This is a genomic window from Dehalococcoidales bacterium (assembly GCA_030698765.1).
GTDB lineage: Bacteria > Chloroflexota > Dehalococcoidia > Dehalococcoidales > UBA2162 > JAUYMF01.
Genome location: JAUYMF010000099.1, coordinates 1 through 11664 on the forward strand (window position 1 = coordinate 1; position 11664 = coordinate 11664).

Below are 11664 nucleotides of genomic sequence, written 5' to 3' on the forward strand. Positions count from 1 at the left end.
CGTCACCTAATGCTTAGTTTCGTAATTGAGTTATCTTATGCGCGCCGTTCGTGGTGAGCTTGTCGAACCACCGGCGCGCCCTTCGACAAGCTCAGGGCGAGCGGAATTGTATGTATACCTATTTTTGAAACTAAGCACTAGTACTTTGTAACACTTAATCCTTCGTTTAAGAGATAACCACCAAAACTGTCATTGCGAGGGCGAAGCCCGAAGCAATCCGCCACCCCGAGAAACGGATTGCTTCGCTCCTCGCAATGACAACCCGAGTTCCTGAGCGAAAGATTGTGCGTTACAGTCTAATTAGTGCGATGAGGGACTTAACAGGGCTATTTAGCGTGCTGGCACTGTTTGTGCCCGGTAAAATGCACTAGATTACTCAAAGAAAGAGCGTATCGCGTCAAACTCCTCAGGGAGTAACGCTAAGACTGCCGGGAACCGGTCCAGCAGGATATTTGCCAGGCTGGATTGGCTGATGATTTCTGCGGCGCCGAAATATTTTACCCAACTGGCGAGCAGGGCGCCGCAGAATAGAGACCCCATCACGAAGCCAAAGGCAGCGCCGCCCAGGTAATTGACCCAGCCCAGCATCACTATTGAGGCGGTCCATTTAACTAACCGGGCCAGGATACTGGCAACAATCATTGTTCCGATCAGTATAATAGCGAAGGCGACCACTTCAGCGATGCCGGGTTGCGGGATGAAAGTCAACTGTCCGGCGAGAGGGGTATGCAAACGTCCGGCCAGGATTACGCCCACGATTATACCGGCCAGTGAAAAGACAGCCTTTATCAGGCCGGTTTTCAGTCCGAAGAAGACGGCGCTGGCGATTATTACCAGGAGAGTTATATCAAGCCAGTTCATTTGTGTTTCGAATCCTGCCTGCGTTCTCTATTAATTATCTCACCCGTAGTGCAGGGCGTCAATAGGATTCAGTCTGGCGGCTCTCATCGCCGGGTAGATGCCGGAGGCGAGTCCGATAAAGACCGAGACCAGGACGGCTACGGTGACGACCAGTGGCGAGACCACAGCATTGATGGTGAACCCGCCCAGGTCAACCAGGGAGATAGCGTAGGCAATCAGCCAGGCTCCGGTCAGCCCGATGGCGCCTCCTACCAGGCTCAATATGGCCGCTTCCAGCAAAAATTGCATGAGGATATCCCGGCGCTTGGCCCCTACTGCCTTGCGCAGGCCGATTTCTTTGGTGCGTTCGGTCACCGAGACGAGCATGATGTTCATGATACCAATACTGCCTACCAGCAGGGAAATACCACCAATCAATCCCAGGAATACAGTTAATGCCAGGGTTATGGTCTCAAATGTTCCGAGTAACTGCTCCAGGCCGATGACAGCGAAATCATCATCTGCCCCCTCGGCAATGCGGTGGCGCTTCCTCAAGAGATTTTCAATCTCTTCTATTACTTCGTCCATAACATCGGCACTGGCTACCTGCACGACGATTGACTGAACGGCGTCTTCCCCGCCGGGCGTCTTCTGAGAGAATAACCGGGCTTGATAGGTGGTTATCGGTGTTACTACCATCTCATCCCAGCTGAATCCGAAAGATGACATGCCCCTGGGCTCCAGGACACCGATGACAGTAAAGCGTTTATCCTTTATCTTGACCCGCTGGCCGACAGGGTCATTGCTGCCAAAGAGGTCTTTCGCAGTTTTACTCCCCAGGACCACTACCATGTCTCTCCGGGCAATATTTACCTCGGAGATGAATTGCCCCGACGCCATCGTAAAATTATACAGATGCTGAAATTCAGGAGTGGTACCCTCTATCACGGAAGTTGCAGCTTCGTTACCAGCTATTACCTTAACAAAATTCTCGTTGGTTGGATTTACAGCTACCACCGAACGGATTTGTCTCATCGCTTCAGCGTCACCCATGGTAATGCTGGCGGTAGCGTAGCCGGGCGCAAAAGAGGCAAACCCCGGCGCCTCCGGGTTGGCTGGCTGCACGAAGAGCAGGTTAGTACCCAGCTCTTCAAAGGTGCTGGTAATCATATTCTGGAGGCCGGCCCCCACGGACATCAGAATAATAACGGCGCCGACCCCGATTATCATGCCCAGCATAGTCAGTACCGAGCGCAGTTTATTGGCCAAGAGCGATTTTACAGCGATACCAAAAAATTCAAAAAGCTTCACTTTGCTTTACCTCCCGGTCAGCACCGGCCACGTTCGTCCGGGTATTTTTATCATCGCTGACCAGTTTGCCGTCATGGAGGCGAATGGTGCGCTGGGTCTGCGCCGCGATTTCCATCTCATGGGTAACTAATATTATAGTGATACCATCCCGGTTAAGCTGGCGGAAAATAGAAAGTATCTCATTGGTTGAGACGCTATCCAGATTACCGGTAGGTTCATCGGCCAGAATAATAGGCGGGTTATTTATCAGTGCCCTGGCGATAGCTACCCGCTGTTGCTCACCGCCGGAGAGTTCGGTGGGTTTGTGGTTTGCCCGTTCCTTTAACCCTACCCGTTCCAGTGATTCCATAGCTCGCTGGCGCTTGTTGCCTCCGCGGCTGTAGATAAGAGGCATCTCAACGTTGGACAGGGCGCTGGCGCGGCGTAAAAGATTGTAGTCCTGAAAGACAAAGCCTATTTTCTTACTTCTCATCTCGGCCAGGCTGTTATCACTGAGCCGGCTGGTATCAGTGCCGTCAAATATATACCTGCCTGAGGTCAGTTTGTCCAGAAAACCGATAATATTCATCAGGGTAGATTTGCCTGAGCCTGAAGCGCCGATTATAGCAATCAGCTCTCCTTTCTGAATATCGAGGTCAATCCCTCTCAGTGCCGGGACCTCGACCTTGCCCATGTAGTAAACCTTGGTGATACTTTCCAGTCGAATCATCTCATTAACCCGAGTGGCTGATACGGTGAGCCACGCTTGTAATAAGCTCTGACTGCCTCAGGATGACCTGGTCCGTCTTTCAACGACCATCTCACCCTCCGCCAGCCCGTCAATAATCTCAGTGCGTACTCCATCGCTGATGCCGGTGACTACCATTCTTTCCTGGATTTGCCCGTTAACCATGACTTCAACCAGGGAACTGCCCTGGCTATCGTTCCGAATCGCCCGGTCAGGTATCAGCAAGACGCTGTCCCGCCGGGCAACTGTAATGTCAGCCGTGGCGCTCATGCCGTTTCTTAAACCGCTATCCTCAGGCACATCAAACTTGATTTTAACGCTATACAGTACCACTCCCCCTTCTACTGCAGGTAACAGGCTAATGGAACTGACCTCACCCTCAAGAGGTAGATCAGGTAAAGCATCGATATCAATAAGTGCTCTTTGTCCCGCTTTCACCACGGAGATATCTATTTCATCCATCGCAACGGTTAGCTCCATGCTGCCGGGGTCAACCAGGTGAATGATCATGGTGCCGGGAGCTACGGTATCCTGCTCATCAATGTTGACGCTGGCTACCGCACCGTCAAAGGGAGCCGTCATTGTTGCTTTACCAAGCTGCTTTTGAGCTTGTTCCAGGGATTGCAGGCTCAGCTCCAGGGAGTGTTGAGCTAATTCCAGCGATTTGATATTTGATTCCAGGGACTGCCGGCTTAACTCCAGGGACTGCCGGGCAGCCTTCACCTGTTGGTTTTTGATAACCACTTCCTCAGTGCCGGCGCCGGAGAGCATGGCATCCAGTGTGTCCTCAGCCGTATTCAGCCTCAACCGGAACAGATTTACTATCCTCTGATTTTCCTCCCAGCCAGGGGTTCCCGGGTCATACTTGGATAGTGTTAATAGCGCTTCTTCCAGTTCCCGTCTGGCTGTATCTACATTAGCCTGTGCCGCCTTGATGTCGGATAGAGTATGTGTCTTCTGAGTTTGGTTGAGATTGAATTCTGCCGTTTGCAGGGCTACTTCCGCCTGGGTTACGGCTACTTCCGCCTGGGTTACGGCTACCTCCGCCTGGGTTACGGCCACCTCTGCCCGGCTGTAGGCTACCCGTGCCTGGGTTAAAGCCAGTTCCAGGTCATCGGTCTCCAGTTTAGCGAGCACCGCTCCTTCTTCTACTTCGTCTCCTTCCTCAACGTTTATCTTATCCACTCTACCGGCGATGCCAAAGGTCAGCTTCATTTCTTTGGCAACCGCTATATTGCCATTGCCGCTAACAGTAACGCTCAGGTCACCCCGTACCACCTCAGCCAGTTGTTGTGTGCCATTCTGTTCGCCACTGCCGAAGGGATTACAGGAGACAGACACGGCCAGAATAACAAATAGCAGCAAGATAGTTACTTGTCGCCAACCTTTCATATTGAACCTCCGTGTCAAAGATTGATAATCCCTGGCTGCTACCGGCGGTCAACCCGCCGCTAATTTATCCTTGTGTTCCTGCTCCCAGCGTTTCAGCAGGACAGGGAATTCCCTTTCCAGAAAAGAATAGATGCCGCGCATCTCCTCCAGCCACTGGCGGTTAAAGTGTGCCTTGTCATCGACCAGCTCCAGTCCGCGTTCGATAAGCTGCCGGGAGGTTGTAATCTGAACCAGGCTCTCCCCGAGTATTTGTTGCCAGGCACCGCTCTTGAGGCGGAAATAATCGCGTCTCTGTCCCGGAAGGCTGATGCGTTCGAGCAGTCCGAGCCGGATGAGGAGGCGGGTCATGGTGCTGATTGAACCTTTGCTGGCCAGCAGTACCTTTGTCAGATCTCCTACGGTCTGGTGGGGCGGGTCAGAAATCATCAGCCAGCCCATAATACGGCCGGCCATCCGGGGCATCCCGGTCTGCTCGAAGAAGATGCCGACTTCTTCCACAAAATGTTTTTGTGCGGTATGTCTGTCACCGGTTGTCATCCCGCGCTCCTGCGCAATTCGCTTCTCAGTATAGTATACCAAGTACGGGATGTTTTATCTATACTGAACATAGTGAATGTCATATGAGCTATGGTTTGGTAAAGGATGGACAGTGCCGGCTAAGGCAGGAAGCGGGCGATCAGCTGGAGCAGGATTATGGCAACCAGGGGAGTAAAGTCCACTCTGCCGGTGGTGGGTATGATGCAGCGCAGCGGGGCCAGGACCGGCTCGGTGACGTGATAGAGAACGTTGACCAGGGTATTGCCCGGACGTGGTGAGAACCAGGTCAATACCGCCCGGGCAAAAATGGCGATGGTAAGCGCTTCACAGAGCAGTTTGAGGAAGAATATCACGGTTGCGTTTCTAATCTCTTTCTGGCTCTATCATAAGCAGCGGTCACGGCTCGCTTCATCAGGTCGGCGAACCCTCCTTTCTCCATCTCAGCCAGGGCGGCGGCGGTGGTACCGCCGGGAGTGGTCACTATCCGGCGCAGTTCTGAAGGCTCTTTGCCTGAAGCCTGGATAAGGTGTCCCGAGCCGAGCATTGTCTGTAATACCAGTTCCCGGGCGACATCACCGGGGAGGCCGATATTTACCGCCGCCTCCACCAGTACCTCAACGAAGAGGAAGAAGTAAGCGGGGCCACTGCCGCTTACCGCCGTGGCCATATCAAGGTATCTTTCATCGTCGACGTAGATTTCCTTGCCCATGGCGCCCAGGATGGAACCCGCCCGGCTTTTTTGCTGTTCGGTTACTTCGGCGGTGGCTGTCCAGACGCTGATGCCCTCGCCAATCTGGGCCGGTGTGTTCGGCATTGCCCGGACGATAGGGTCATGGTTGAGTTCCCGGCGTATGGTGGCGATGTCTATCCCGGCGAGGATGGACAATACCAGTTGCGACGGCTTGAGCTGGCCGCGGAGGTCAGGGGCTGCCTCGTGGAGGGTCTGGGGTTTGATGGCCAGGACTACCACTTCGCCCTTCTCCGCCGTCAGGCGGTTATCTGTAGAGGCGGCGACCCCGTATTTCTGCCGGAGGTATCGGCAGCGGTCATCACTGACGTCACTGACGGCGATATACTGTGGTTCGCTCAGCTTTTTGTCCAGCACGGCGGACACTATTGCCTCCCCCATGTTGCCCCCCCCGATAAAAGCTATTTTCATTATGTTAATCCTAACCCCTTAATCCCCTTCCCTTTACGAAAGGGAAGGGGGAAAGATTTTTGGAAGAGGGACTTCGTCCCTCTTGGACACTCGTTGCGCATACTGTCATTGCGAGACCATCCCGACTTGTCGGGAGGCGAAGCAATCTGGGTGAGGTATGTTTATGCCTCCCCTCACGGATTGCTTCGTCGCTTTGCTCCTCGCAATGACATTCATATGGAAGAGGGGCGCAGCCCCTCTTATACTCCCTGTTTAAATCCCTCTTGGTCTCCCTTTTCCAAAGAGAGACGTTAGCTTTATACCCGCATGCAATCGCTTTTGCCTCCCTCTTCCTTTAACAAAGGAAGAGGGCTAGATTTCCACTACTTAACCACCAGGCTGACCAGTTTGCCGGGTGCGTAGATGGTCTTAATGATTTCTTTGCCATCGAGGTAAGGCTTCACCCGCGGGCTTTCCAGGGCTTTTTGCCGGGCTTCGGCTTCGGTGATGGTGGCCGGGACGGTAACGCGGTCGCGCAGTTTGCCGTTGACTTGCACCACCAGGGTGATCTCTTCATCTTTGGCCAGCTCTTCATCCCAAGCGGGCCAGCTTTGATTGTGGACGCTGTATTCATGCCCCGTTATCTGCCACATCTCCTCAGCGAAGTGGGGAACGGCAGGAGCCATTAACAGGAGTAGCTTATCAAGAGTTTCTTGCCAGTCCGAAGCAGTGACTTTACCGGCTTCTTTAATCCTGGCCAGGTAGTTGGCGAACTCCATAAGCGCGGCGACCATCGTGTTGAAGCGCATTCTCTCCAGGTCGCCGGTGACCTTTTTAATGGTCTGGTGGGTAATGCGGCTTAGCTCCTTTTGGGCTTCCTCTCTCTCCGGCGGAGTAACGTCTTCCCGGGGATGATACTTCTCAAGTACAAGGTTCCAGGTGCGGTGGAGCCAGCGGCTGATGCCGCTGATACCGCTGTCGTTCCATTCCCCGCCCAGTTCCCAGGGGGCCAGGAACATGAGATAGGCGCGCACCGTGTCCGCTCCCAGCTCGGAGACATAGATATCAGGGGTGACTACGTTGCCGCGGGACTTGCTCATCTTCTGCTTATCGGCGATGATGATTCCCTGGTTGAAGAGCCGGGTGAACGGCTCACCGAAATCAACCAGCCCCATGTCCCGCAGCGCTTTGGTGAAGAAGCGGGCGTAGAGCAGGTGCATCACGGCGTGCTCGGCGCCACCGGTATAGAGGTCTACCGGCAGCCAGTATTTGGCCCTGTCCGGGTCAAAAGCGGCGCCGTCAAAATGGGGGCTGGTATAGCGCAGGAAATACCAGGAAGAGCACATGAAGGTATCCATGGTGTCAGTCTCCCGCCGGGCCGGGGAGGAGCAGCGGGGGCAGGTGGTGTTGACGAACTGCTCGTTGTATTTTAACGGTGATTCGCCGGTAGGTTTAAAATCCGCATCCCTGGGGAGCAATACCGGCAGGTCTTCTTCCGGTACGGGGACAACACCGCACTTCTCGCAGTAAATCATCGGTATCGGCGCTCCCCAGTACCGCTGACGGGAGATAAGCCAGTCGCGGAGACGGTAGGTTATGGCGCGTTTGCCGTAGCCCTTCTCCTCCAGAAAATCGCAGATAGCTTCTATTCCCGACTGTCCGGTGAGCCCGTTGAACTGGTCCGAGTTCACCATGGTGCCCTCTTCAATGTAGGCTTCAGCCAGTTCTTCCCCCTGCCAGGCCGGAGGGGCGATTACCGTTCTGATAGGGATGTCATATTTCCTGGCGAAAGCGAAGTCGCGCTCATCATGGGCGGGGACTCCCATCACCGCTCCGGTGCCGTAGCTCAGCAATACGTAGTCGGCGATCCAGATGGGTACTTTTTCTCCGTTCAGAGGGTTAGTGACATGGGAGCCGGTGAATACCCCGTCCTTTTCTTTTTCCGTGGATAAGCGCTCGATCTCGGTCTGCTGCCTTGACCGGCGGATGTAGTCCTCGACGTCGTCCTTTCTTTCCGGTGTGGTCAGCCGGGCAACCAGCGGGTGCTCCGGGGCCAGCACCATAAAGGTAACGCCGAACAGGGTATCCGGGCGGGTGGTAAATACTCTAATCTCTTTTTCGGAAATATCAGGGTAGTCGAGAGCGAAGGAAATCTCGGCGCCGACGCTCTTGCCCACCCAGTTCCGCTGCATTATCTTGATGCGCTCCGGCCAGTCAATCCCCTCGTGCTGCATCAGTTCATCAGCATAGCGGGTGATGCGGAAGAACCACTGTTCCAGGTCACGGTGGGTGACTGCCGTCCCGCAGCGCTCGCAGAGGCCGTTAAGTACCTGCTCATTGGCCAGTACCGTCTGGCAACCGGGGCACCAGTTGACCGGAGCCTGGCTCTGGTAGGCCAGGCCGTGCTGGTACAGCTTCAGGAAGAACCACTGCGTCCACTTATAGTACTCCGGCAGGCAGGTGATGACCTCACGGCTCCAGTCATAAATAGCGCCGATGCTCTTCAACTGGCGCCGCATGTTCTCTATATTCTGCATTGTCCAGGTAAAGGGGTGAATGCCGCGTTTGATGGCGGCATTCTCGGCGGGCAGTCCGAAGGCATCAAATCCCATCGGGTGCAGCACGTTGTAACCCTGCATCCGCCTGAAGCGGGCATGGGCGTCTGAAGGGGCTTCGGCATACCAGTGCCCGATATGGAGGTCACCGGAGGTGTAGGGGAACATGGTCAGGGCATACCACTTGGGACTGGAGCTATCCTCAGCGACCTCGTACAGCCTGTCCTCAGCCCATTTTTGCTGCCACTTGTTTTCAATTTCCTGGGGATTGTATCTGGCTAACATTGCTCTTTCCTGTATTATTAAGAATCTAAATAAAAGCTCTCCACTTAAGTGTCGGCAGCGAAGAGCTAACGACATGTTCCAGCATGATTGCTTCATTATAACTCTGGTAAACTTTGAGTTCAACCGGGCTACCGGTGAGAATGCGTAATAGCCATCATTTTACCCGGAGAGTCGTGTCATCGTTATGAAAATAGGTAGTTTTGTCATTACTCTGAAAATAGGTTACTCTCCGCTCACCCTGAGCTTGTCGAAGGGCCGTTCATGGTTCGACAAGCTCACCACGAACGGCATTTTTACACTTCATGGTGAACAGCGCAACTGTTCATGACCGATTCCGGCTTCCGCCGGAATCCAGTCACACTACCTATCTGGATTCCGTATCAAGTCTGTCCTGGCGACAGGCCAGGGTACGGAATGACAATAGTTGCGAGTGGAACCCTCATACCGGTGAGCGGGTGATAACAAAGCCAAGGAATTACTCCAGAGAGAACAGAAGCTCGATGAGTATCGCCAGGGTCCTGACTGATTGCGCGATTGGTTCTAACTCCGGGTCAGAAGGAGAAAAGCTACCGGTGCGTCTCTCCAGGTCATGGGACAGGTCAGTTATTATCTTGCGCAGTTCCCGGGTGCCCGGCTTATTTCTTAGCTGGGTTACTGCTGTTAGTATCTCCGGTGTAGCTACCAGCTTTAACTGTCCCATAGCGACCGAGATACTGATTTCCTTGACTCCCTGAAGCACATCCCGGGCGATTTGCCGCTGCGCGGTACGCTGTTGCTCGCTTCTCGCCCTCTGTTGCGCTTCGTCAGCCATCTTCCGGGATAGCCGCGTTAGCTCGTCAAGTCCGCTTTCATCTGATTCAGATTTCATCATCACTGTTAGATTCCCCGCTCGTAACCTCTCCTGGTACATTAACCGCTGCTCCATAGATTTCTCGTACTTTCTCAACATCTCCAAGCTGAGAAAGGATGACATCGATACTTATCAGTCCCTTTTCAACCGGATAATCCCCGCTTCTGATAATAGCATTCGTCGCCACATTCTTCATATAATTACCCAGATACTCCAGCAAATTCATGGTGATTTCCCTGGCGGGGGCTGATAGTAAAAAGAGGGCAGTGGCGGCGTCAGAAGGGTTGCATTTAACAGACAAATTGCTGAATGCCTCTTCCATGACTTTTATTCCCACATCAGTTTCCGCGCCCTTCTTTTTGAAATTCAGTGACTTTATCATCTGACTTGTTAAGGATAAAGGTGACTGGCCATGACCCAGAACGGTCCAGCCTTTTATCGTTTCCATAATATCGCCGGCATCCATCAATTTTGAACCGATATACCTCGTCTTCTTTTCTTCACCGGCACGGAGCAGATTGTAAAAAGGCTCAATAATGAATTGATTGAGTCTTCCTAAATCGTGTATCAGAGAAGAATCCCGTTGAACATATTCCTGATTGTCAATGATAAATATCGCGTCAGCCACGGTATAGGATGATTTGAGGCAGCTGGCTGTATTAAGAACCAGGCGTGCCTCAGCCTGTATTTCATGTTCAAAAGGAAACACGACCAGGCCATATACCGCTTTATCCTGATATTTCTCTTTCAGGTTCCGGATTATTACCGGCATCGCCCCGGAACCTGTACCACCGGCGCCACTGGCCGCTACCAGGATAGCGTCCGTCTCCTGGAATCTCTTCACTAAACGCACTTCGTTTAGTAGTTTATCGCCCTCTTTCTTGGCTATGGCGGCACCAATCTCATTTATTGAGACCTTACCTTGCCCCCTGTTTTCCCGTACACCTACAAGAATCCGCCGCTTATAATCGGCTTTAAGTGAGCTAAGCTCACTTAAAGCGGCCGTATCTGTATCCAGGGCAAATGTACCCGTGACTATTTCAACGCCACGCATACTCCTTGCCCGTTTGTTTAATCTTTCGAACTCATCGGCGATGCGCCCGCCACATTCTCCTATTCCTATTGTCAGAATCTTCATTGATATTTCCTGAACATGCGAATACGGATCAACTTCCCGGCATCATCGCATAATAAGTACCGTAATCAGTACGGATAGAGCAACCAGCAGCACGACAATGATAAGTGCCATAACAAGCATGAAACGGATTGTGGCAGGGTTCAAGATGATGTCACTCTGCCCTCCTATCCTCGAACGGTATCCCCTGCCGGGGCTTATTTCATAATCCGGATCATCGCCGGAATCCCTCTCGTCTTTTTTGAGGTCTTCAGGAAGGTCTTCAGGAGATAAACCCTCTTGTTCAATCCACTGTTTATATAATTTCTCTCTGCCAAGTTTCCGAAAGAAACTGGTCATACTTTCCTCCCGTCAGTAGTATGCCTCCACTTCTTCATTCTTGAACTTACTTATAGTAGCATCATCTCATTACGGTCTACAATAGCTTCGCTGGTGTAAAGAGTGAGAGAAGAAGTATTTTACGAGTCGTTTAAAAAGAGGATAAAGGTTGGAGTGGAAAGGGTGAAACTGCGCTGTTAATGTCCAAGTGAAGAGGCGTCAGGTAAGGATGCTTACTTTCCCGATCTCGATTTGACAACTAAGACTATACTCCCGATAAGGGCTATTAAAAAGGCAATCGGGGCTACGTAGAAAGCAGCTAGGTAAAGAGAAACACCTAACCATTCGGGAATATCGAATCGCAGCCGGGAGGAGAAGGCGAACACAATATTAACGATGGCAAAGACAATTACCGCTATGCCGCCGGTTATCAAGAACTTTCTCAATATCTTGCATCCTTAAAGATATTGTAACACCTGTCCGGCCTTGTCTCAAACCCTGGTGAACAACTCGTATGAGGGGCAGAGCTTCCCCAGGACACACTCCGTACAACGCGGACGCTGGGCTTTGCATACC

The 11664-nt window shown here is 52.6% G+C and carries 12 protein-coding genes; all 12 read right to left on the minus strand.

From position 1 onward, the window contains the following. Window positions 1-372: 372 nt before the first annotated feature. On the minus strand, window positions 373-861 hold the full coding sequence (locus tag Q8Q07_04560) for a CvpA family protein (protein ID MDP3879565.1): 489 nt from the start codon (window positions 859-861) through the stop codon (window positions 373-375). 39 nt (window positions 862-900) lie between these two features. Beyond that, a complete protein-coding gene (locus Q8Q07_04565) occupies window positions 901-2151 on the minus strand; it encodes an ABC transporter permease (protein ID MDP3879566.1) in 1251 nt (416 codons plus the stop codon). Next, on the minus strand, window positions 2138-2860 hold the full coding sequence (locus tag Q8Q07_04570) for an ABC transporter ATP-binding protein (protein ID MDP3879567.1): 723 nt from the start codon (window positions 2858-2860) through the stop codon (window positions 2138-2140). The genes Q8Q07_04565 and Q8Q07_04570 overlap by 14 nt, the downstream gene beginning before the upstream one ends. Window positions 2861-2917: 57 nt before the next feature. Then, the gene (locus Q8Q07_04575) at window positions 2918-4270 is read right to left on the minus strand and encodes an efflux RND transporter periplasmic adaptor subunit (protein MDP3879568.1); all 1353 of its coding nucleotides are present in this window, start codon (window positions 4268-4270) and stop codon (window positions 2918-2920) included. Between the two features lie 48 nt (window positions 4271-4318). Then, a complete protein-coding gene (locus Q8Q07_04580) occupies window positions 4319-4807 on the minus strand; it encodes a MarR family transcriptional regulator (protein ID MDP3879569.1) in 489 nt (162 codons plus the stop codon). A 119-nt stretch (window positions 4808-4926) separates the two neighbouring features. Continuing rightward, complete coding sequence (locus tag Q8Q07_04585) at window positions 4927-5160, minus strand: YggT family protein (GenBank protein MDP3879570.1); 234 nt, start codon at window positions 5158-5160, stop codon at window positions 4927-4929. Continuing rightward, window positions 5157-5966 (minus strand): pyrroline-5-carboxylate reductase, encoded by an 810-nt coding sequence (gene proC, locus Q8Q07_04590; GenBank protein ID MDP3879571.1) that lies wholly within the window; start codon window positions 5964-5966, stop codon window positions 5157-5159. The genes Q8Q07_04585 and proC overlap by 4 nt, the downstream gene beginning before the upstream one ends. A 362-nt stretch (window positions 5967-6328) precedes the next feature. Next, window positions 6329-8785 carry a leucine--tRNA ligase gene (leuS, locus tag Q8Q07_04595; protein ID MDP3879572.1) on the minus strand — a complete coding sequence of 819 codons (2457 nt, stop codon included), beginning with the start codon at window positions 8783-8785 and terminating at the stop codon, window positions 6329-6331. Window positions 8786-9260: 475 nt separating this feature from the next. Next, window positions 9261-9656 carry a hypothetical protein gene (locus Q8Q07_04600; GenBank protein MDP3879573.1) on the minus strand — a complete coding sequence of 132 codons (396 nt, stop codon included), beginning with the start codon at window positions 9654-9656 and terminating at the stop codon, window positions 9261-9263. Then, on the minus strand, window positions 9643-10773 hold the full coding sequence (locus tag Q8Q07_04605) for a cell division protein FtsZ (protein MDP3879574.1): 1131 nt from the start codon (window positions 10771-10773) through the stop codon (window positions 9643-9645). Before Q8Q07_04605 ends, Q8Q07_04600 begins: the two co-directional genes overlap by 14 nt. A 42-nt stretch (window positions 10774-10815) precedes the next feature. Beyond that, window positions 10816-11109, minus strand: a complete 294-nt coding sequence (locus Q8Q07_04610) for a hypothetical protein (protein MDP3879575.1) — start codon at window positions 11107-11109, stop codon at window positions 10816-10818. Between the two features lie 212 nt (window positions 11110-11321). After that, window positions 11322-11534: a hypothetical protein gene (locus Q8Q07_04615; protein MDP3879576.1), complete on the minus strand. Its 213-nt coding sequence runs from the start codon at window positions 11532-11534 to the stop codon at window positions 11322-11324. Window positions 11535-11664: the final 130 nt, after the last annotated feature.

What these genes read in the sequence shown, in the direction of transcription:
- Q8Q07_04600 (MDP3879573.1), bottom strand. Translation starts at nt 9,656, where the DNA reads ATGATGAAATCTGAATCAGATGAAAGCGGACTTGACGAGCTAACGCGG.
- Q8Q07_04575 (MDP3879568.1), bottom strand. Translation starts at nt 4,270, where the DNA reads ATGAAAGGTTGGCGACAAGTAACTATCTTGCTGCTATTTGTTATTCTG.
- proC (MDP3879571.1), bottom strand. Translation starts at nt 5,966, where the DNA reads ATGAAAATAGCTTTTATCGGGGGGGGCAACATGGGGGAGGCAATAGTG.
- Q8Q07_04605 (MDP3879574.1), bottom strand. Translation starts at nt 10,773, where the DNA reads ATGAAGATTCTGACAATAGGAATAGGAGAATGTGGCGGGCGCATCGCC.
- Q8Q07_04570 (MDP3879567.1), bottom strand. Translation starts at nt 2,860, where the DNA reads ATGATTCGACTGGAAAGTATCACCAAGGTTTACTACATGGGCAAGGTC.
- Q8Q07_04580 (MDP3879569.1), bottom strand. Translation starts at nt 4,807, where the DNA reads ATGACAACCGGTGACAGACATACCGCACAAAAACATTTTGTGGAAGAA.
- Q8Q07_04560 (MDP3879565.1), bottom strand. Translation starts at nt 861, where the DNA reads ATGAACTGGCTTGATATAACTCTCCTGGTAATAATCGCCAGCGCCGTC.
- Q8Q07_04610 (MDP3879575.1), bottom strand. Translation starts at nt 11,109, where the DNA reads ATGACCAGTTTCTTTCGGAAACTTGGCAGAGAGAAATTATATAAACAG.
- leuS (MDP3879572.1), bottom strand. Translation starts at nt 8,785, where the DNA reads ATGTTAGCCAGATACAATCCCCAGGAAATTGAAAACAAGTGGCAGCAA.